The 20,637-nt window shown below is 57.4% G+C and carries 21 protein-coding genes; 10 read left to right on the top strand and 11 right to left on the bottom strand.

Annotation, left to right across the window (positions count from 1 at the left end; genetic code table 11):
* Positions 1 to 47: 47 nt before the first annotated feature.
* The 3 genes from tnpB (ACVMB1_RS19720) to ACVMB1_RS19710 all read right to left on the bottom strand — a co-directional run bounded on the left by tnpB (ACVMB1_RS19720) (position 48) and on the right by ACVMB1_RS19710 (position 3,023).
* The gene (tnpB, locus tag ACVMB1_RS19720; protein WP_011931031.1) at positions 48 to 401 is read right to left on the bottom strand and encodes an IS66 family insertion sequence element accessory protein TnpB; all 354 of its coding nucleotides are present in this window, start codon (positions 399 to 401) and stop codon (positions 48 to 50) included.
* Positions 395 to 817 (bottom strand): IS66-like element accessory protein TnpA, encoded by a 423-nt coding sequence (gene tnpA, locus ACVMB1_RS19715; RefSeq protein ID WP_247280258.1) that lies wholly within the window; start codon positions 815 to 817, stop codon positions 395 to 397. Before tnpA ends, tnpB (ACVMB1_RS19720) begins: the two co-directional genes overlap by 7 nt.
* A gap of 262 nt (positions 818 to 1,079) precedes the next feature.
* Positions 1,080 to 3,023: a hypothetical protein gene (locus ACVMB1_RS19710; protein ID WP_456849004.1), complete on the bottom strand. Its 1,944-nt coding sequence runs from the start codon at positions 3,021 to 3,023 to the stop codon at positions 1,080 to 1,082.
* Between the two features lie 315 nt (positions 3,024 to 3,338).
* Between ACVMB1_RS19710 and ACVMB1_RS19705 the strand changes: the two genes are divergently transcribed.
* The 3 genes from ACVMB1_RS19705 to ACVMB1_RS19695 are packed head-to-tail and all read left to right on the top strand — an operon-like array spanning position 3,339 to position 5,668.
* Positions 3,339 to 3,731 (top strand): hypothetical protein, encoded by a 393-nt coding sequence (locus tag ACVMB1_RS19705; RefSeq protein ID WP_456849002.1) that lies wholly within the window; start codon positions 3,339 to 3,341, stop codon positions 3,729 to 3,731.
* Positions 3,695 to 5,437, top strand: coding sequence for a hypothetical protein (locus tag ACVMB1_RS19700; RefSeq protein WP_456849000.1), 1,743 nt, complete (start codon positions 3,695 to 3,697; stop codon positions 5,435 to 5,437). The genes ACVMB1_RS19705 and ACVMB1_RS19700 overlap by 37 nt, the downstream gene beginning before the upstream one ends.
* A gap of 24 nt (positions 5,438 to 5,461) precedes the next feature.
* Entirely contained in the window at positions 5,462 to 5,668 is a 207-nt protein-coding gene (locus ACVMB1_RS19695; RefSeq protein ID WP_456848998.1) for a hypothetical protein, read from the top strand.
* Here ACVMB1_RS19695 and ACVMB1_RS19690 read toward each other — a convergent pair.
* Positions 5,650 to 6,867, bottom strand: coding sequence for an SIR2 family NAD-dependent protein deacylase (locus ACVMB1_RS19690; RefSeq protein ID WP_456848996.1), 1,218 nt, complete (start codon positions 6,865 to 6,867; stop codon positions 5,650 to 5,652). The genes ACVMB1_RS19695 and ACVMB1_RS19690 overlap by 19 nt on opposite strands.
* Positions 6,868 to 7,025: 158 nt before the next feature.
* On the opposite strand from ACVMB1_RS19690, the gene ACVMB1_RS19685 reads away from it, so the two are divergent.
* Together ACVMB1_RS19685 and tnpB (ACVMB1_RS19680) are read left to right on the top strand one after the other, a co-directional pair.
* The gene (locus ACVMB1_RS19685; RefSeq protein ID WP_229163435.1) at positions 7,026 to 7,376 is read left to right on the top strand and encodes a transposase; all 351 of its coding nucleotides are present in this window, start codon (positions 7,026 to 7,028) and stop codon (positions 7,374 to 7,376) included.
* Positions 7,373 to 7,618, top strand: a complete 246-nt coding sequence (tnpB, locus tag ACVMB1_RS19680) for an IS66 family insertion sequence element accessory protein TnpB (RefSeq protein ID WP_456848994.1) — start codon at positions 7,373 to 7,375, stop codon at positions 7,616 to 7,618. The genes ACVMB1_RS19685 and tnpB (ACVMB1_RS19680) overlap by 4 nt, the downstream gene beginning before the upstream one ends.
* On the opposite strand, the gene ACVMB1_RS19675 is transcribed toward tnpB (ACVMB1_RS19680), so the two are convergent.
* The 3 genes from ACVMB1_RS19675 to ACVMB1_RS19665 all read right to left on the bottom strand — a co-directional run bounded on the left by ACVMB1_RS19675 (position 7,580) and on the right by ACVMB1_RS19665 (position 10,888).
* Positions 7,580 to 9,697 carry a recombinase family protein gene (locus ACVMB1_RS19675; RefSeq protein ID WP_456848992.1) on the bottom strand — a complete coding sequence of 706 codons (2,118 nt, stop codon included), beginning with the start codon at positions 9,695 to 9,697 and terminating at the stop codon, positions 7,580 to 7,582. The two genes, tnpB (ACVMB1_RS19680) and ACVMB1_RS19675, sit on opposite strands and share 39 nt — an antisense overlap.
* Positions 9,698 to 9,981: 284 nt before the next feature.
* The gene (locus tag ACVMB1_RS19670; RefSeq protein WP_456848990.1) at positions 9,982 to 10,443 is read right to left on the bottom strand and encodes a helix-turn-helix domain-containing protein; all 462 of its coding nucleotides are present in this window, start codon (positions 10,441 to 10,443) and stop codon (positions 9,982 to 9,984) included.
* 151 nt (positions 10,444 to 10,594) lie between these two features.
* Complete coding sequence (locus ACVMB1_RS19665; protein ID WP_253636055.1) at positions 10,595 to 10,888, bottom strand: DUF5372 family protein; 294 nt, start codon at positions 10,886 to 10,888, stop codon at positions 10,595 to 10,597.
* Here ACVMB1_RS19665 and tnpB (ACVMB1_RS19660) point away from each other — a divergent pair.
* A complete protein-coding gene (gene tnpB, locus ACVMB1_RS19660; protein WP_456848988.1) occupies positions 10,879 to 11,094 on the top strand; it encodes an IS66 family insertion sequence element accessory protein TnpB in 216 nt (71 codons plus the stop codon). The genes ACVMB1_RS19665 and tnpB (ACVMB1_RS19660) overlap by 10 nt on opposite strands.
* Positions 11,095 to 11,168: 74 nt before the next feature.
* A complete protein-coding gene (gene tnpC, locus ACVMB1_RS19655; protein ID WP_456848986.1) occupies positions 11,169 to 12,749 on the top strand; it encodes an IS66 family transposase in 1,581 nt (526 codons plus the stop codon).
* Positions 12,750 to 13,289: 540 nt separating this feature from the next.
* Here the strand turns inward: tnpC and ACVMB1_RS19650 are convergent.
* The 3 genes from ACVMB1_RS19650 to ACVMB1_RS19640 form a co-directional block, all read right to left on the bottom strand.
* Positions 13,290 to 13,706, bottom strand: coding sequence for a hypothetical protein (locus tag ACVMB1_RS19650; RefSeq protein ID WP_456848984.1), 417 nt, complete (start codon positions 13,704 to 13,706; stop codon positions 13,290 to 13,292).
* Positions 13,654 to 14,064: a hypothetical protein gene (locus ACVMB1_RS19645; RefSeq protein WP_456848982.1), complete on the bottom strand. Its 411-nt coding sequence runs from the start codon at positions 14,062 to 14,064 to the stop codon at positions 13,654 to 13,656. Before ACVMB1_RS19645 ends, ACVMB1_RS19650 begins: the two co-directional genes overlap by 53 nt.
* Positions 14,065 to 14,543: 479 nt before the next feature.
* Positions 14,544 to 15,728: a hypothetical protein gene (locus tag ACVMB1_RS19640; protein WP_456848980.1), complete on the bottom strand. Its 1,185-nt coding sequence runs from the start codon at positions 15,726 to 15,728 to the stop codon at positions 14,544 to 14,546.
* Positions 15,729 to 15,895: 167 nt separating this feature from the next.
* Between ACVMB1_RS19640 and ACVMB1_RS19635 the strand changes: the two genes are divergently transcribed.
* Positions 15,896 to 16,327 (top strand): hypothetical protein, encoded by a 432-nt coding sequence (locus tag ACVMB1_RS19635; protein ID WP_456848978.1) that lies wholly within the window; start codon positions 15,896 to 15,898, stop codon positions 16,325 to 16,327.
* A 489-nt stretch (positions 16,328 to 16,816) separates the two neighbouring features.
* Positions 16,817 to 18,244 (top strand): hypothetical protein, encoded by a 1,428-nt coding sequence (locus ACVMB1_RS19630; RefSeq protein ID WP_456848976.1) that lies wholly within the window; start codon positions 16,817 to 16,819, stop codon positions 18,242 to 18,244.
* A gap of 885 nt (positions 18,245 to 19,129) precedes the next feature.
* Here ACVMB1_RS19630 and ACVMB1_RS19625 read toward each other — a convergent pair.
* Complete coding sequence (locus ACVMB1_RS19625) at positions 19,130 to 19,306, bottom strand: hypothetical protein (protein ID WP_456848974.1); 177 nt, start codon at positions 19,304 to 19,306, stop codon at positions 19,130 to 19,132.
* A 693-nt stretch (positions 19,307 to 19,999) separates the two neighbouring features.
* Here ACVMB1_RS19625 and ACVMB1_RS19620 point away from each other — a divergent pair.
* The gene (locus ACVMB1_RS19620; RefSeq protein ID WP_456848972.1) at positions 20,000 to 20,308 is read left to right on the top strand and encodes a hypothetical protein; all 309 of its coding nucleotides are present in this window, start codon (positions 20,000 to 20,002) and stop codon (positions 20,306 to 20,308) included.
* Positions 20,309 to 20,637: the final 329 nt, after the last annotated feature.

The raw sequence follows: 20,637 nt of genomic DNA, 5'->3' as shown, positions 1-20,637 counted from the left end.
CCAAGTCTGCCATGCTTCGCGCCCCGATGCAGCGAAGATTTTATGTCCTACGCAAGTGCTTTCGGCTGCGGGATTCGAGGCGCGTGCATCCGCGTCCAATCCATGCCGGCCAGAAGCGCGGACAGCTGGGCGGCATTCATCCGCATCACGCCGGCCACGATAGGAGGCCATTTGAAGCCGCTGCCATCGAGCCGCTTCCAATACATCACAAGGCCGCTGCCATCCCAGACGACAATCTTCACCCGATCGGCGCGCTTCGCACGGAACACCACCGCCACGCCCTTCATCGGGTCATGGCCCAGCGTCTCCTTCGCCAACAGCGCCAAGCCCTCCGCACCTTTTCTGAAGTCCACAGGTTGCGTCGCCACGTAAATCATGAGGCTCGCGGGCGGCGTCAGCATGAACGTGTCCGTCGAAGCGCCAAGAACACATCACTCAACACAGCAAGGCCAGGCGTCCCTCGCACCTCCACGCGTGCCCCCTGGAGTTCAACCGTCACAACGGCTGCTTCCGGCGACCCGGTGGGCTCTGCGGCCGCCGGTAGCGCCGATTCCGATACCACCGGCACGAACGACAGCGTGTCCGCCGAAGCCGGCAGCACCAACTGGCCCAAACGCGCCCGGCGCCGCCAGTCGTGCACCTGTTGGGGCCGGCACCCATGGCGACGCGCGACATCTGTGACAATCGCCCCCGGCTCAAGGCTTTCCGCGGCAATCTGTGCCTTCAAATCGTCCGGCCAGCGCTTTCGACCTGCGCCTGCGTACACTTCGATACGCGGTGACAACGGTCGTCTTATGTCGTCCGAATGGTCGTCCATTGTGAGCACCCTTGCAGAAGATGACTCTTCTAGCGGTCCTCTCAGGACTGAGTACAAAAATTCTCAAGGGCCTCAACGCCACGCTTACGCTGTATCACTCTTGGGCCGAGCTACTTCCTCTCCGCCTCGGCGCGAAGCTAGACTAGTTCGGCAGCGACATGAATCAAGCTAATGATATGGCTGATGGCCACCGTGGACCGGATTGAGTGATGCTTTGCTAGCCTCAGCCCGGCCGTTGGCGGCTTTCGCTTGGAGTTCCCGCCTAAAGCGAAACTACTGGGATCGCGTGACCGAAGATCCCATCATCATACACAAAACGATTCTCGTAAGCACCGTGTATAAGGTAATGCGTTAGAGGATCAATGTGCGCGGCTGCTATGTCTGGATAGCGTGTCTCGTAATCGTAGGTATCGAACCAGGGCGAGGGGTCCCGTCCTTCCTTCCAGCCAAAATTATCGTAATGGAACAGGGGATCAATGCCGGCCGCTGCGACGTCAGTGTAAGTGTGAAGATAACCTTTGACATCAAAGTACGCGTTAGGATTTCGCCCCTCATGCCATCCATAGTTCTCGTAATGGGCATAAGGGTCCATACCAGAAGTTGCCACGTCAGGATTGCTTAAAAGATAGTATTCTGCGTCGAAGCTGCCATGGCTGATGTTGCTTCCGATCGCGGCGTAAGCCTGCCTGCCCTCTTGTTGCCCATACTGCAAGTAGTGCATGAGCGGGTCGATCCCCGCGGCTTTGACGTCTAGATTATGCTGCAGATACAGAGTCGTATCGAAATTTGCCGCGGGATCGCGACCTTCTTTCCACCCAAAATTATCGTAGTGTGCCAAGGGATTGATGCCGACTGCTTTCACGTCCGCGTTCGCGCCCAAATAGCCATCGGTGTTAAAAAATGGGTCCGGATTTCGATGTTCCTTCCAACCAAAGTTCTGATAGTGGGTGTTTGGGTCGAACCCCGCGTGGAAAACGTCTACGTTGTGCGAGTCATAGAAAAGATTGTCCACGAGTGGATTTGAGCCATGCGCAGCTACCGTGCCGCCAGCAAACTGAATGTTCTCAATTGATTTAGTCGTGATATCGACGCCGTTTCCGGTGATCTTATCCGCGTCAACACCGGCTGACGAAGCGCTGTAGCTAGTGATGTCGTTAGCAAATACGAGGGTATCTGTACCGTTTCCTCCGTCAAAATAGTCCCCGAAAGTCAGCGCTGTGGAGCCAGGTGCACCAAAAAAGTACTCTGGTGACGCGGATCCAGCGACGAAAGTGTCGCTGCCCGATCCGGTGATGGCATAGTCGTTTCCTGATCCCGCGATCACAGTGTGTGTGCCGGGACCAGTAAGTACAAGGACATCGTTACCGGCTCCGGCATCGTAAGTGCCGGATCCTGCGGGATCAATGACGACATTGGCGCTGATCGTCCCGGTGTAGTTGAAACTGAGATGCAGAGTATCTGCCACATCGACGTTCAGGCCGAGCAAGAAGCTGGCGCTCAGTGGTAAGGTGCCATCGGTATCTACCGTTGCAGCTAATCGCAGCCCTCGTAACGTTTCGTCTGCTATCGCTTCGGCAGTCGGATTCCCTGGATAAAGCGTTAGGTTAGCAATCGCATCATTGAATGTGGCCGAGGCGCCGTTCATGAATGCCTGCGCCATCCCATCAAAGGTCTTGTAAGAAGTCGCGTCGCCCGAGTGCTTTATTCCATAGTCCAGAAGCTGCATGCCGTTTGTGACGACATTCTCAAGGGCGTTTTGCACTGCGGCGACATTCTTGATTGCGGTACTCAGCCCATTGAGTCCCAGCGCGGCGGCGGCGTTGTCGGCGATGGTGTAGACGGTGTCTTTCGTTGTGACTGTTAAGTTGCCAAAAGTTAGTCCTCCGACGACATCGGTGGATTGCGTGTAGCGAACGCCGCTCAATGAGAAACCCGTATGATCAGCGTCGGTGTAGTTGAAAAGATTTCCGGGGCCAACGCTGCCGAACGCTCCACCGCCCCCAAGTTCGGGCGGGATAACGAAACCGTCGGGCAGCTCAACAGTGACCCATTTGGAGTGCGAATCCGTCCCCCCATCCGTCGCGAAAGAGAACGAGGTGCCATAGTCCGCCGGTCTAGTTGTGATCACCGACGTGATTGTAAACTCTTCTGCTTCAAGCGTGCTGTTGAGCCCGAGGCCAAGACTGTACTTGGCGACGCTCGTCATCACCGATCCAATGCTCAAAGTCGGAGGGTTAGCCCCATAATTCGGCCAATCCGCGGGGTGAGTCTGGTGAAGTCCGACTAAGGCGATTTCGGCATATGCAAAATAGGACATCTGACGGGCCTATTACGATATGAAAAATGCACTAAAGCCTAGTGCGGGCCTGGGGATTCGCAATGAGTAACTTTTGCCGGAAGGCGTAGTTCTGACGGGGTAACCCTAGTTTCCGTCATTGCGTCATTGGATCTTCGTGCACCGGGTTTCCATCGCGGCCACGTCGATCGCTGCATTTAATCAAGAATTGGAGTAATGCCATAAATGGCTAATGACCTTGTGGTCCAGTTCGGCGCGAAGCTGGATCAATTCCAAAGCGCCATGAACCAGGCGGGTGATATTGCTGATGCGGCAGTCGCTCGCATTGAGCAGTCCTTTGCCAGCCTTAATCCGACTGCTGGCGGTTTCGCATCGCTCAGCGTTGCAGCCGCTGGCGTCACCGGACTTGTTGGCAGCCTTCTGACGGTTCTTACCCAGGTCAACAGTCAGTTGGCTGACCTGCAAAAGAACGCGGAATTTACCGGACTGATGGCCGAGCGCTTTCAGCAGATTCAGTTCGCTGCGGGGCGGGGCGGTGTCTCCAGCAAGGATTCGGTGGATGACTTGCGCAAGGTGCTTCGTTGCTGGCCGACGCCAAGGAGAATGAAAACTCTCTGACGCGGCTGCTTGAGGCGAACAACATCAAGTACAAGGACCGCAACGGCCAGGTCATCACGCTTAACCAGCTTCTGACCATAGCGGGCGGCCTCCTTAACAAGTTCGATTCCATTCCGGAGAAAACCAAGGCCGCGCAGATGCTTGGCCTTTCGGAGGGATGGGTTGAGGCGCTCCGCAACGGCAGCAAGTCGTTTGAGGAAATCGCGCAGAGCGCTGATGCCGCTGGCGCTGTTATTGATGGCGCAACTGTGGCCAAGGCCGCAGCGTTTGACCGGGCCTGGCAGCGTTCGTCTGCTCAACTTGCCGCACAGTTCAAGTCCACAGCGGCAGATATCGCTGGCTGGTTGGATGACCTGATCGATAAGGCTGGCGACCTAGCAAAGAAGGCACTTGAGGCTCAGAATATCCAGCCGGGCAGTGGGCAGGAAAAATTCAATAGATGGGCGGATACCCTGGCAATTTTTGGCAAAGACGCTGTTGGCGCAACTCAGGACGTTGACCAGCTTACGAGCTCGATTGAAAATTTGCAGGCCTCGAGCAAGCCGGAAAATCTGCAAGTTGCAGCAGGCCTCGAGGTAATCCGCGCCAAGGCCCAGCTTGCGGCCGATATGCGGAAGTCTGTTGCCGAGCAGCAGTCCAAGGCTGAATTTCCAAATGGCGTTCCGACGCCAACCTCCAGGCCAGCTGCTGCCGACAACGCCAACCCTAACGCTGCCCATCCACCAAAGCGTAAGGATGGCGAGGAGGCCGCTGACGCGTACGATCGCGCAACGGAATTCCTAAACAAGTATATCGTCACCACCAATGCGCTTGCTGAATCGCAGGGCAAGGGTGCTGCGGCGACGGAGGAAGCCAAAGCCGAGTCACAGTTGTTGAATGCTGCTCAGCTTGCCGGCATTCCGATTACGCAAAAGGTCAGGGACCAGATTCAAGACCTTGCGCAGGACGCTGGCGAGGCCGCAGATGCGTTGGCGAAGGCGAAGGTTGCATCGGATATCCAGTTCGGCGCCAAGACTGCGTTTCTCTCGCCTCAGGACCTGGCAATTGCTCAGCAACTGAAGGGGATTTACGGCAACGATATTCCGGCTGCGCTGGCCAGCAGCGAAGTGGCGGGCCTGCGGTTCAACGCCACCATTAAGGATCTGGCGAACCTCGGCCAGCAAGTGAACAGTAGTTTCCTTGTCGATTTTGAGACGCAGATCCGCAATGGCGCGTCTGCCATGGATGCGCTCAAGACTGCGGGCCTGAACGCGCTTGGAAAGATTGCCGATAAGTTGGCACAGATGGCCGTTGATAACCTTTGGTCATCGGCATTCGGTGGAAGCGGCGGCGGACTTGGCGGGCTGTTTAGTGGCCTGTTGGGCGGATCCAGCGGACCAACCGGCAGCATTACGGTTGATGCCCAATCGTTCCCAAAGTTCGCCTCCGGTACCGACTCAGCGCCAGGCGGGCTGTCGCTCGTTGGCGAGAACGGCCCTGAACTTATGAATGTGCCGCGAGGCGTCGTTCCAAACGACGTGCTGCGGAATGGCGGAGTTGGTGGGGGAATCGTAACAGTCCACGGCGGTTCGGTCTATATTCAGGGCGATGCCAGCGAAAAAACCGTTGCGCTGATCAATCAGGCGTTGGCGCGGCAGAATGCGGAGCTACCTATGCGGGTTGTCGCCGCGGTTAAGGATGCGAAGGCGCGCAGGGTTTTGGCGTGAAGGGGACGCAAGCGGAGTTGAATAATGGATATCAAAAAGCTGCGATCGGACGCTTTTATTACGGCAGGCGCATTGACGGAGGCGGTGCTCCGTCAGGAAATTGATGTGGCCGACATTATGAACTTGGTTAAACCGCCGACCAAGATCACCCGACCGGAGATGGGCGTCTGGCAAGAGCTGCTCGTCCAGAGCATTCAGCGACAGCTTCGTGGTTATAACGTCACGGTGTAAGCAGACCCAGCTTTGACCAACTTAAGTAGCGCCACAAGCTCAGGAGAGTACTTCCGCACCGTTGCTTGCGAATTGGCACCCGCCTTCACGGCGCAATGATACCGGTTGTCGGTCTCGCAGATGTTGACACCCTTGTCGGCATTGATCTTCTCAATCAGCTTGCGTGCTCCGTGCCAGCCAGAATAGCCCAATCTCCGACCAACCTGCGTCAAGACAAAAGGATGCGAAAGGTTTGTGTTGTTGGCTGGTACGATGCCAAGCAGGTTGGGCAATGTTTCGTCGGAGGTTGTTAGGCCCTCTAGCGTGTCGTAATTGACTTCGAATTGCCGCCTCGGAATGTCAGTCCGGATTAGCTTGTACATTCTAGAGGCGACTGCTCGCAGAGTGCGCACATTGATCGTTTTGATTTGGCGCTCTTGAGAGATGGCGGAGTAAATCCACGAAAACTCGTTGGATTCAATCGCTCTCACTCGATATTGTTTTGTGCCTGAGCCGACCACATACTTTTCGCGGAAAGACGATTGCTTATGAATGTCCTGATTCCACTGAACGTAGAAGATGTTTTTGATGAAGCGATCCTCTCCTCCAATAATTTCGCCGACATCCTCGATGATAGAAGTTACGTTAGGATCGCCAAACCCGTATCCTAGAATGAACACCGGATGCTCAGCTAAATACGTCAGAAGCTTGGCTGATATATATTTCTTCTTTTCGCGATAGTTCTCGTAGTCGTCGTGCGTCAGCACTAGTGTAGACGGATCATCAGTGCTGCCGTGAATCTTGAATATCTCGCCGACCATGTTGAGATTATAGCGAATGACCTTTTCGCCGACGATGGATTCATAGCCCTTGAAGAGCACTTCGAGGAAGTTGTCATAGTTGGTGGTGATTATTGCGTGTGGCGTGGTGGCCTGGAGGAGGGCAATCTCATCTGACAGAGGTAGCCGCTTGATTGCGCTCTCCTTCGGGACCTTCTTGGAAAGGATCTCGCAGGCCATGTGCTTCAAGAATTGAGCTCGGTGCACGTCAGTTTTAAAATAGTTGCTAGGGAACTTGGGCTTTCCGGACTTCCACGCCCATTCGAAAGCCCTCTCCTGCAACTCTTGGCCCAAAGGGATGGCGGCATGATCGTGTTTCTGGATGAGGTAATTAAACTCATCCTCCGGGATTCCCATCTGCGTCGCAATTTCTTGGAGCAACTCCAGCCAACCCGGTGAACCAAAATACCGCTTTGGTAGTAAGCGGCAAAGAGACCCCGTCTGGCGCGGGGGGAGAGCAATCAGCTATCGGCTGCTGAGTTTGTGAGCCAATGTGAGCTTCTATGTCTGCGCCTAGTTCTGGAACTAGAAGCTTCCATATGATCGAAGCGGTCGCCGACCGTCTTGAGGGAGCGCCGCGGCAGCTTCGCCGACGCTGGTCGGACGAGTTTAAGGCCCAAGTCGTGATGGAGGCGCTGGAGCCTGGCGCGAGCGTCTCGGCGATCGCTCGCCGGATCGGCATTCACCCGTCGCAGCTGTTCGCCTGGCGCCGTGACGCTCGGGCCGAGCGGCGGCGTTATCGCTCACGGCACCCGAGTTGCGAGGGTGTGGTGGCGCCTGTGGCAGGCGCGGTGATCGAGATTGCCATTGGCGAGGTGATCGTGCGCGCCGGCGTGGACGTCGACGAGGCGCAGTTGCAGCGGGTGATCCGGGCGGTCCGTTCGGCATGATCCCCTCCGGCGTGAAGGTGTTCCTGGCGAGCCATCCAGTCGACTTCCGCAAGGGTATCGATGGCCTTGTTGCGCTGGTGCGCGATGCCGGCTCAGATCCGTTCGACGGTGCGCTTTATGTGTTCCGCGCCAAAAGAGCCGACCGAATCAAGATCGTATGGTGGGATGGCTCCGGCGTGTGCTTCTATTTAAACTACGTGCATTCATACTACACCTCCTTCAGCTTCAGTCGAGGGTTTTAGCACCAGTGACGTCGTGAGGGCGGCGGCTCGATCGACAAGACGATTCCATCGGCTGCATTGCTTGCGGGGCAGGTTCGATGTGGGAATCTCGTATAGGCAATAGTGTGCATTGTAGGCATGCCTGGTAACGAGTCCATGTTCAGCCCACCTTGCGAGGGTCGTTTCGTGGATGTTAAGGCGCGCCGCGGCTTCCCGTTTTGTCAGCATTCCGCGATCTCGCAGTCGGTCATAGCGCGAGCGCAAGCCATAGCGATGGACGAGATATGCGACCCGCAAGGCCGTGAAGCGGGTCTCGTGGCGGCCAGGGCGCGCTGATCCACCCGGGCGATATCCTTGCTGGTTGAGAAGTTCGGCAATCTCTGAATAGATGTGTTTGTCGAGGAGCTTGTCGACCAACTCGACGATACCGGGTTGCGTCTTGACCTGCTGCGCGGAAGATTTTGGGCTCATGGTGGTGAGCGTTTGGATTTTGCCGCCCTTGAAGCGAACATGAATTTTGGTGGTTCGTTCCGCCGGCATCTTGATGAGGGTGACATCTTCGATGATGTGGGCGAGCAGCCGTTTGCGTTCACGATCCGGCGTGTCTGGATCTGCCCAAAGCTTTTTGAAGTCGACGGTCATCGCGGTCAGCCGCTCGCGAACAGCTTCATCGAGGAAGAGCTGATCCTGCTCTCGCGCGCGCTCGCGATCGTCGCGGGCTTTGGCCAGCACGCGGAGCTTGTCATTCCATTCGCCTTCGAGCGTGTCGGCGACGAGACGATTATTGGGGTCGACCAACATGAAGCGGCGCTGAGCGAGATCCGCTTCGATTTTGGCCCGTTCGATCGCCCGACAGCACAGCCGGTCTGCTTCCTCATACCTGGCTTCGATCTCCTTGCGGATGTCGAGCGTCAACTCGACGGCGGCCGGCGTCATCTGTTCGGCAATCAGCATGCCGATGGCTTTATCGATCTGAGGCCCGGCGATTGACTGGCAGTTTGGCTCGCCACGATAACCGTGAGCGCGATCACAGACGTACCAGGCATCCAGCCGTCCGCGCCGGGCAGTGTAGCGGATGCGAAAATGTTTACCGCATTGCCCGCACACCGCCCGTCCTTGCAGCAGTGCCGTCCCCTCCCGAGGAGGCGATGCGCGCGCCACTTCATATCCTCGACCGTTGGTCTTGAGAATTTTGAGATTCTCCTGGAACTGCTCCCACGTGATGTAGCCGGGATGGGCATCCGGGATACATGCCAGCCAGTCATCGTGGTCACGCCGCTGCAGAGTCTTCTTACCGTCGATGGTTCGTCGATAGCGCCGGCGTCCATAGGCGTAGGCGCCGGCATACCGCGGATTGTTCAAGACGCGTATCGCCGTTGACGCGGTCAGTGTCCGAAACACCGTGGTCTCGCTGTTGCGCAGACGCGAGGGAAACAGAAGGCCCTCCTTGCGAAAGGCCTTGACGGTCTGGCATGCGGAGCCCACGCGAGAGAACGTGTCGAAGAAATGGACGATTGTCTCCCTGATCTGAGTGTCGGGATCGAACGTCACGTTGCCGGAGTGGTCATAGATCAGCCCGGTTGGCAAGACGCAGCGGTACTCGCCGCGCCTGACCTTGTTGAGGATTCCGCCGCGCAGCCTTGCTTTGATCACATGCAACTCGGCCTCACTCATTGTGCCCTTGAGCCCGAGCAGGAGGCGGTCATTGAAGCTTGACGGATCGTAGACGCCATCCTCATCGAGGATCAGGGTGTCGGCTAGTGCGCAGATCTCCAGCAAACGCTGCCAGTCAGCATTGTTCCGCGCCAGGCGGGAGACCTCCAGGCCCATCACGATGCCGGCGTGCCCCATGCCGACGTCGCTGACCAGGCGCTGAAAGCCCTCGCGCCAGACAGCCGATGCACCGGACTCGCCCTGATCGCTGTCGATGACGATTATTTGCTCGTCGCGCCAGCCAAGGGCAATTGCGCGTCCACGAAGTGCAAATTGCCGCTTCGCGCTCTCGACGTTCTCGATGACTTGTCGCATCGAGGACTGGCGAATGTAGAGGTAGGCACCCCGTTCGAGGTGGTGAGGATGGACTTTGAGGGACTCCTTCATGGCGTTCTCCGCTCGGGTGTGCTCATCGCCATTGTCGCGAGCACGTAAACGACAGCTGTGTGCTCGTTACGCGGCACTGGTGGAGTATACGAGGCAACTGACTGTTGAACGGGGCTGCGGCGGCCAGCGTCTGCGCCCACCCCCACATGCCCCGGCGCAGAAAAAGCATGAGGCCACTGCGGGCCGTAGGCGGCAGCGCTTCGCCGAGAGCTGCCATACGCAGCACCTCATACTGGGCCGCAATGGCGGTCGAGAGGATCGAACACGCCGGTGTCGTGGGGTGTTCATCCGGCAGTTTTTTTTAATGCTCGCTCGATCGTCCTGGGATGAACCTCGATGCCGAGCTCGGCGCGGATCAAGCTCGCCAGCTCCCGAGCGCGAACCGGCTCGCCCGGGACCAGCCGCGCCTGCAGGAAGGCGAGGACCTCGCCCTGGACCTTGTGGGGGCCGCGGGGGCCCGGCTTCTTTGGGACCAGTCCCGCAATCCCGGCGGCATCGAAGCTCGCCTTCGCTTGGTAGTAGGTCGGCCTGGAGACGCCATACTCGTCGGAAGCCTCCGTCACCGAAGCGTTGTCGATCGAGACACGGCGCAGCATCTCGTACTTGACCTGCACGGCGTCGTGCGGATCGAAGAACTTGCTTCCCTGAAACTTTGGATCGCGCACCTTCTCGGGCGTCGGATTGAGCGTGCCCTCCTCGAGGAGGGCGTCGATCTTTGAGCGCTTGCTGTCGTGCTTCGCCGGCACCGTCGGCTCCGAGCGTACAAGAAGGCGTTAACGTAAATATATTTACGCCGCTAAATGCATCGCTGTCAAGGTCGCGAAGGTAGCCTATAGCGCATTTATAACCTGTATTTGATGAAGCGATGCGGACAAAAGAGGGCTGATGCGGCATTAATCACCTTACATCTGCGGCATAATCATCCTTACGGTTTGCGCGCGATCGCAACGCTGCCCCGTCGGAAAGGCGCTTCACCAGGCTGGCCAGCTCCATCAGGTCGAAAGTACGCAAAAGTGCCCGTCCATGACCCATGACGATCTCAGCGTCCGGGCTCACAAGGTCCGTCCATTGCGGAGGAACCGACCATACGGTCGCGCCGTCGCCCTGCAGCAAGAGGCGTTCGCCATACCGGTTGTATCGTTTGCCGACGCAGAGAAGCTGCCGCCCAAACAATGGGTGGAATGGATGCATCAGCCGCACAAACTGCCGCGCTGCATCCGAAGAGTCTGCATTCTCAGTTGAGGTACAAGCGGCTTGAGAAGGCGAGGTTCTGCTGGCCGCGGATCGGGCATCATCGGGTGCAGCTGAATGCTGCGCAGTTGATGGCACTGGTGGATGGGATGGACTGGAAGCGGGTCCGGACCGCGGCGGTCAAGCCGCCGGAGATTGTTGGGTAAAAGCACTGCGGCGAAGTGAATCAGCGGCCTGAAAGGTCAAGAGAACCGGGGCAAAATGTGCTCTGGTCGGGTCAATGACGCCGCCCGATCTCAGCCTCCCGAATGACGTAGAGACGCTGAAAGCCATGGTGCTTGCCATGGCCGAGAAAGCGGCCCGCGCCGATGCTCTGGAGAGCGAAGTCGCCGATCTCAAGGCCCGCAACGCCGATGCCGATGCGCGCATCGAGCGGCTGACGCAAATCCTGAAGGCCTTCGACCGCGCCCGGTTCGGCCGACGATCGGAGAAGCTAGGCTCGGCGAACGGCGACGATGAACAGCAGGCCCTCGTCTTCGAGGAGATCGAGACCGGCATCGCCGCGATCAAGGCCCAGGTCAGCAAGGGCCGTGCGCAGGCGGATGGCAAGCGTGCACCGCGTCGGCGCAAGGGCTTTGCGCCCCATCTGGAACGGATCGAAACCGTCATTGAGCCGCAAGAGCTGGCGGAGCATGCCGGCAAGCAGAAGGTGCTGATCGGCGAGGACGTGTCGGAGCGACTGGATGTGGTGCCGGCGAAGTTCCGGGTGATCGTCACGCGCCGTCCCAGGTATGCCTTCAAGAACGCGGACGGCGTCATCCAGGCGCCGGCCCCGGCCCACATCATCGAAGGAGGCATTCCGACGGAAGCGCTTCTGGCCCACATCGCGGTCGCCAAATATGCCGATGGCCTGCCGCTCTACCGGCAGGAGGACATCTACGCCCGCGATCATGTCGAGCTCGACCGCCAGTTGATGGCGCAATGGATGGGTAAGCTCGGCTTCGAGCTCGAGATCATCTTCAGCGAGGTCAAGAAGGCCGAACGGGTCTTTGCCGACGAAACCACTTTGCCGACGCTCGCTCCGGGCTCCGGATCGACCAAGACGGCCTACTTATGGGCCTATGCCCGGGATGACCGAACCTTTGGCCGCAACGGTCCGCCGATGGTGGCTTATCGCTTCGAAGACAGCCGCGCCGGCGAATGCGCGGTCCGCCATCTCAATGGTTATCGCGGCATCCTGCAAGTGGATGGCTATGCCGCTTATAACAAGCTCGCGCGATCCGATCGCGGCAATGATGGCATCACATTGGCTGGCTGCTGGTCACACTGCAGACGCAAGTTCTACGAGCTGCATGTTGCAGGGAGCTCAGAGGTGGCAACGGCGACGGTCGAGCGGATGGCAAGGCTCTGGCAGGTCGAGAAGACCGTGCGCGGTCAAAGCCCCGACGCTCGCGTTGCCGCGCGCCGGCAAGCCTCCGCGGCGATCGTCGCAGATCTCTTCGATCTCTGGCAGCAGACCTTGCGGCGGATCTCCGGCAAATCAAAATTGGCCGAGGCGATCCGCTATGCCGTCTCGCGCCGTGCCATCTTCGAACGCTTCCTGACCGATGGCCGCATCGAGCTCGACTCCAACGTCGTCGAGCGCGCCATCCGGCCACAAACAATCACGAGAAAGAATAGCCTCTTCGCTGGCAGCGACGGCGGCGGACGAACCTGGGCGACCATCGCAACACTGCTGCAGACGGCGAAAATGAACAACGTCGATCCGTTCGCTTGGCTCGCCCTGACACTTCGGCGTATCGCCAACGGCTGGCCGAGCAGCCAAATCGACGCGCTTATGCCATGGAACCACGCCGCTTGACGGCCTTAGCTTGCCGCTTACCTTTGGTATCCCTGAGCCGATGAAGAAAATCGGTTGGCACTGCATTTCGTCTAGCGTGTCGCGAATAAGGGCGCTGGTGCGCTCCACGTGTCGCAGGTATTCGGCGTTAACGGGCTTTGTGGCATCTTCGGCCATCTGATAATCCTAGGATGAAATGGCTCAATCGCTGGATGCGACGGCACTTAGTGCTTTATCGAGAGAGAACGTCTTGGTTGAGCCATCAGCAAAGCGAACACCGAGGCATCGTGTGTATCCAGCGCCGCGCTTTTCCATGATTGGGAAAAATGCAATGACCGCCGCTGGTATATCGTACTGAGTATTGGCGCATTACTTCTCGTAAAGCACCTTCAACTGCTCGAATTGGCCAATCGGTAGATCCTGACCCAGTCCACCGCTGGTGCGGAAGGAGTCGAAGTGGGCCTTAGCAAGCTTGATAGTTGAGAAGTTTAGTGGGGTGCCGAGATTTACAGCTTTTGGCATGGGTGGCTCTGCAGGAGTAATCCAATGTCGAATGCAAAACTAGCGCGTCACCCGAACGTCGCCGTAATCCTCCTCACTCGGCCGCTCGCCGTCAAAATCAGTGTGGGCGAGTAGGACGCCAATTCCGAACAGCACCATGCCGCCAATCCAGACGAGGCACGTTGCCGTCAGATAGGCGGAGGTCCCAACGCCGATATTTCCAGTGATCCCGAACATCGTGCCGGCGTTGAACACCAATCCGATAACGCCCCAGAGCCAAAAGAATACCGCGAGGACTCCTTTTGATGCGCCGTAGGTGCTTCTGAGCCGGAACGAGCGCTCCCAGCTTTCTTTGATTGAAATAGACCCATTGAAATTCCCTAAACCCGAAGGACCATCACCCCAGACAATTGATGGTATTTTTCTAGACCTGTTCTTGCCAGTCCGGTCCCAAGGTTTCGCGAGCGGGCAGGGCATTCGCCGTTGCGGGATCTCCGTCCTTAAACATCTTAATTACCAGGCCTTGATTGGGCGCGAACATCGGAGTTCCGCCGCTTGCCATGGCTACGCCGCCTCCGAGATTTTGAACGACAACTGGCGTGCTACCTGCGTATGAGGCACCGGCCTGTGCATTCATGACGATGAAGCGATCATAGCCCCTGCGGATGGTCTCGGCCGCAGCCTCTCGAACGGCAATCTTCTCAGCGCCTGCGGAACCGCAGATTGGTGCGGCGCGGGCCGTTATTTGAACAGTGTCTTGCGCCAGGAGGATTGTTGAGGCGCCGGCACAGCCGCCAAGGGCAGCGCATGGCGCCACCATCCGCAAATTACGCATTTATGAGAAAATCCCCCGAAATCAACGCCCACCATAGATCGAGTGAGCCCGGTTGAGCAACTACCCAATTCGTCGGGATTGAGGATAAGGGGAAGCCCGGCTTAACCTCGCGTCCCGGAGCGGGGTACGGTGCATGACCAGTGACAACCGGTCCAGGCACTACTTCAAGTCTGCGATGGCGATCGTCGTCGGGAGACCTTGGCATGCTGCGTTTCGCGTATCACTTGGTCATATCTTTAGTCGCCTTTACTCGGGCTATGAGCGGCGGTCCTTACGTGACCCGGAGTCGAGAAGGTCCGGCAGCGGTGCCATCCGAGCGCGTGGCTCAGACAGGCCATTTTCCGGATCGTCCTCCGTCTCTTTCGATTTCCGCCAATTGACCACGAGTCCGACCAAGCCAGCAACCACTAGCAACGCACCCGCTGCGATGAGCCAGTGGGGGAGTTGTACCTCAGAGATTAGATTGGTCACGTGCTACTTTACCTTTGGTTGTCTGAATAGACACGCTGATACCGTTCCTCCGGCGTCTTCCACGATCGCAGAAAATCAAGCGGATCTTGAGTGCCCAGGAATTTACGTGCGAGATTCAAGCGTTCCAGCACAGCACTTCTCTCGGTCTCGGGTAGGTCGGCTACGCGTTGCTCCACGCCAGTGAGGAAACGCTCAACAGTCATCGCGTTTGACCATTGCTGAATGATTTGTCCGAGATGATCTCGGCTATCTTTGACTGATTGCTGCGCGCGGCGCTTATCTTCCTCTCGGTTGTGCCTGTCTTCGTCAGCAAGCCGCTCGAGGCGAGCGATCTCCGCTTTTCGGTCGGCCTCCACTAATCTAACGGCGATCTCACTGGCGGCGTGCTCTAGTGATGTTACAATTTGCTTGAGGTCCGAGCGAAGCGTTGTGCCTTTCGTGTCCTGCCAGTTCGTCGACCATTCGACGCGGTAATAGGGGGAGTAGGCGAGCAATCGGAGCCGGCCAGAGGGCAAGTCCTGCGTCGTCGTGCGTGTGCTGCGATCGACCAAGTATGTCGGTACGGCGCAGTCGGATTCTCTGATGTATTTGCCTCCAACGTATCGGAGTTGGACCTCTTCGGACATTTCGATGACTGCCAGCCCGATAGCCACGCTACTGATGTAGACAACAGTCGGTGCAGCGGGTGACCAAAGACTGTCGAAATAACTTCGAGTCCGCCTCCCGCGAGACTCGCGCTCATCAATTGTACCTCGCGTCAGGTGCTCTCCACGCGGAGCTAGCGCCACGCGATGACCAGCAGATTCGAGAGCGCAGAAGAGATCGTTGGCAAATCTGAGCGCCTTATCGAGACTGTCCTGCGAGGTCGTTATATCGACCAAGAGCTTCTTGTAGGGTTTTAAGTAGCTGCTCTTGAACAACCCCATTACGCCGTCGTTATTGAGCGGCCTGCAGTGTTCGAAGTGCGCTTTGGCACCTCGGATCAGACTATGAGCGTGCGGGACGCGGAGTTCGGTCTGGACCGGCCGATTTTTTCCGCGCCCGGGGCTCGCCCAAAAGCTTTGCTTGGGTCTGGCGATGCCGTGTATGTTGCACATGCTAATCACGGAGCCACGAGAGACGCCCAACTCCTCCGCGACTTGAGCCAAAGGTTTGGACCAAACCAGCTCGGACAGTTCTTCTTTGGTGACCATTGCGCATTTCCGAGGATATGCCCCCGGACGAATGTTCGGATAGATCGTGCGGTGGAAGCAAGTGATGACGACAAGGACGCGAAGGCGAGTCGGCCCCGGAAGGCTCGAAATCCGGAACAAATCGGCAATTAGACAGTTCCTCCTTAACCGCAATTGGGGAACTCCTCATGACCATCGACCCGTCAACGCCAGCCGACACACAGCCGCGATCGGCGCTGCCGCTGCTCGTAGCCATTCTCGCCCTTATCATCGCTGGTGGTGCGCTTTGGATGGGCTTCAACAACGCAACAAAGTTTGCAGCTTCGCAAGAGCGGGCTGCAGCGGCTCCACCTACCGATCCTGCCATTGAACAGATGAAGCAGGCCTTGTCGTCTATCCAACAGGCAGTGCAGGGGATTCAAGCCGAACAACAAAGGCACGCCGAACGGGTCGGTGACACTCAACAGAAAACCGCAGCACAGCAAGGCGAGCAGAAGCTAATATCCGACCAACTCAGTGCGCTCACTGCGCGCGTCAATTCTCTGGAGTCGGCAAGAGCAGAAAGCCCGGCCCCGGCACCCCAAGCAACTCCTGCTCCGCAAAGACGTACCAAGCGATAGCTGGTGCAGCCGGCGGCGCCAACAAGATTACTTGGGAATATGCGACCAGTTTTGACCCTCGGGCTCGTTTCAGATCAGATCGACGCACTGTTTATGGAGGCGGCAACTCTCTAGAACCAGTAGTTGATGCCTACCAACGCTTGATAGGTGGCTGAGTCTCATCGAAGGCCTCTGCCTCGAACTGCTGGGCGCGACAGATCGTCGCGCTTGTCGGACGTGGTACAGTCTTGTCGGCGAGAACCTTGCCCGTGGGCAAGGTCACTACCCACTTTGGATTTTCCCGCGCCCGAGGCTGCACTAGTATGCTCGGTTACTGCAATATGGATGGCGGGAAGGCAGAGACCCTCCTACCGCTTTGATACGACAAAGTACTTAGATTCTAATCAAGACATCGCTCTGACCGATGTAATTCCCCGATCATTTCACGAACTTGCCTACGAGCGGCGCCCCTCCTACAAATGACGGTTTATAATTCTCTGGGGGTGAATAATGGCAACTGTTTTTATAGAGCAACCGACTGACCTCTTCTCGGCAGGAAGCGACACCGGCAATCTCGCGTTTTATGATCCGGTGAGTGGCACTGCCGAACAATACATAGCCCAGAGCTGGGTCTTGGGGACAGGTAGAACTCTCACGTTGTTTGGCACGGGATTCACGTATAATTCGTTCGGCGTGCTAACGGCTGGCATTGTCACGCGCTACGTCGAGAAAGAGAGCGCTTACGACATCACAATTTTCGACATTCAGAACATAGCTGTCTCTGTAGCCGCGTTCAGCGAAGACGTCGCCGAAAAGCTGTTCACGGGCGATGATACATTTGTGAGCACCGCCGACAACGACTTCGTGCCGTTCGGTCCCGCCATTCCGAATGTGATCAAAGGTTATGCCGGCAACGACACCGCTACGGATAATCCCGGCGCAGACGACACGTTTCTGGGCGGCGATGGTCTCGATACGTTCGTGTTTGCCAAGGCCTTCAAGGACGTCCAGTTTAATTATGGCTTGAACGCCGAAGTCGGTCCGCCAAGCGCACAGACTGCAGAGGCCCCGTATTTTCTCTACAAGAACGTCGTTGGTTATGAAATTGGACACATCTATTTTTGGGGTGACTCGAAGGACGGCGTCAAAGGCGTCGAGCGGTTCAGCTTCTCTGATGGAGTAATCGACCGTGCTGACGGTAACGGTCTCGTGGATGACCTCTTCTACAACCGCAAGTACGGCGACGTGTGGAACGCCAAAGTTGACGCCGATCAGCACTACAACAACTTCGGCTGGAAGGAGGGGCGTGATCCCAATCTACTTTTTCAAACGAACCTCTATAATGCCGCGAATCCGGATGTTAAAGCGGCCAAGATCAATCCACTTCAACACTATCATGAGTCCGGCTGGAAGGAGGGACGTGATCCCGGCCCCTGGTTTGACACCACGCTGTACCTCCTTCGTAATCCGGACGTAAAGGCGGCTGCAATCGATCCGCTTGAGCATTACTTGAACAATGGTCAGTCGGAAGGACGCGAGATCTTTCAGGCGATCGGTAGTTCAATCGTTAATGGATTCGATGCCGAATATTACCTGATGCACAATCCGGACGTCGCAGCCGCAGGCGTCGACCCGCTCCAGCACTACAACACATTTGGCTGGAAAGAAGGTCGCAACCCGAACGCCTATTTTGACGACGTTGGGTATCTCGAACACTACGACGATGTAAGGAACGCAGGCGTCAATCCGTTGCAGCATTACGAACAGTGGGGCTGGAAAGAAGGCCGCGATCCTTCGGCGTCGTTCGACACGCAGCACTATCTGCAGAGCTACAGCGACGTGGCGACCGCGCATATCAGCCCGCTCGACCATTATCTCAAAAACGGTATCTACGAAGGCCGCTCGGCCTTCGGCGACGAATCATGGCACTTGGCCTGAGAGCAAGCGGGTTTTAGACGACATCGGCGGACGATTACCCGCCATCAGGGCGGGAGTTCAGTCAGTTGCGCTATATGGGGCGACCGGGTTGCCCTAGTGAAGTGCGACGCTATCTCCTCAAGGTTCTCATCGTCATCTGTCAGGATGAGGACGCCATCAATGCCGTCCTCAATCATCCTGTTCACTGCCGTTGGCACATGGCCGAAAGGGCCAACGGTTATTTGGTGCCCTCGCTCCATTAGTGTCGTCGTGTACCAACCAGCGACATTTGCGGCAGATAGGATTGCAATCTTCATTTTGGCCGCTTGCGGAATATCAGAAATGCGTTGATAACGACCGCGATCGGAGGTCCCAACGCCGCACCTAGCGCGCCATAAGTCGTGGCCCAGAACAAAGTTGTAAACCACCCTGAGCTAGTTGAGGTACCGTAGATTACGCCGACGATCGCAAAAACTGTTCGGCGCGCTCGTCATCGCTCAATATCAGGGGCGCAAGCTGCTGGACCGCCATCGCAGACTCCGTCGCTGTTTGCCTCCATCATTGGCACAGCGACGCGAATCTACGTTTGCGAACTTGTGACTCAGGACAACAGCTTTCAAACCCCGAGCTCGACGACTTGCGAATTTAACATCCAGTGTAGCGCCGATTTGGATTGTGGAGCTAATCCAGATAGGCGATGCCGAACGCGGCCAAATCCTCCCGCCTGCCTGTGGAGGCGAGCGTCTCCAAGTAGGCTCTCGTTTTTGCAAAAGACTCCTTGTCCACATCCCGGCCATATCGGGCAACAACTTCAGCCAAAATCTTACGCAAAAGATCACCCCCGCACGCAATCCGTGCAGTGCAGCATCCGGTTGAATGGTAGTCAACTGGCGTGCAGGGAGGACGTCAACGCTTAGCCAGCCTCACGCCCGGCCCGCCATTGATCGACTGGCCATTGTCGATGAAGATGACGCCTGCTGATTCAAGGGCGTGCCTCATCTTCTCGACGCTGCTCAGGCGGGCGTCCTGACCGTCCTCAAAGCGGTTGACCGTATTCACCCCGACATCGGCTTTATCAGCCAATTTCTGGGTGCTCCATTTGAGGCCTGCGCGGGCCATTCGGCATTGTTCTGGTCTCATATGGTGAAAATATCACCAAAAGTAATTGACATCAAATCGGTGATATTATTATCGTTAATGGTGTGATTATCTCCGCTTGGAGATCCCCGATGCAGCTGGGCCCCTCAATTCTCGCCGACCCTCATCCTGGCGCATCGCAACCCTTCTGACGTGGCGCGTAGTCCGCTTCCAAGGGGGCTGCGCTAGACGACACCGCTTGTGAGATTCAAAAGGCAATTGTTGCGACGCCAGCAACGGACTGGCCCGAGTTCCGCGCGAAAGCGTGCCTGCTGATCAATGAGCTGCCTGCAAAATCCAACCACGGGCTGGCTGAGCGCGATCGCGAAAGCCTGCGCGCGGACATCGAGCGCCTCGCAACTGGCGGGGATCCGGTTGCGCCATAATGCGGTACGGGTGGTTGAATCGCCGCCAATGGATTGCTGATACCCGGCGACGAAACGCTAGCGACCAACCACTCGGCCAATTCGGTGGCCCTGGCCCAACTCCAGTCCAGCCCGACCGCCGTAGCGCCCCATCCGCAAGGATAGGCGCTCTGCGGCTAGCGGAAAGCTGGCGTAGCTTAACCTCGTCGTAAACTGCCTCCGAGGACTATCAACGGACATAATTGGCCCTCAATGCTCGCGGAAACGGCCGTGCATGTTTGTGCTGTACTTTCGTCAGTGGCGAGTTCCGTTTGCCGCATCGGCGTTGTTAGTGAGTGCTTCGCTCTGCGGCTGTGCGGCATCTACTAGTTCATTGTTGATGGATGGCCGAGCTGAAATGCCGGCGCGTGCCAAACCGAGCACCTATCTTCCGGTTGAGGATTTGCCGAAGCCGCGCAAACACCCCACAATAACGGCCGACCAGCAATCAAAGCTTCTGAATGAACTGAGCGCCGCGCGAGAACGCCAGGCCGCTGCCGCAAAAGCGCAAGGTGGGCCGATCTCGAATCCCATAAAGCCCTAAACGGCGCCGATCCCGACCATTGAAGCCCTTGACGCCTTGTGCCTAAGGGAGCCTGATACGGACCAATGAAGAAGGCGCACCAGGTCGTAGCGTGTTTGGGAGCAGTCGCTCTCCTAAGCCTTCTCGTGTGTTGTGCCGGGTCCCAGCAAGCCGCTGTCCCGCTCACCGGTGAGCCGTGGGTGGGCACGAAACCTAGGTGAGCCGCCTCCGGGGCGAAGATCCGCCGAGGATGAAATCTCACGTGCGAAAGCAGATCTGACTGCGGCGCGGGAGAGAGCGTTACGCTAGCATCTCAGGCCCTCCTATTTCCCATTCATCGCGGCGGCGAT

Source organism: Bradyrhizobium sp. USDA 4504, assembly GCF_054063995.1.
Note: the sequence above shows the minus strand (reverse complement) of the source record. Positions and strands in the feature narration are given on the sequence as shown.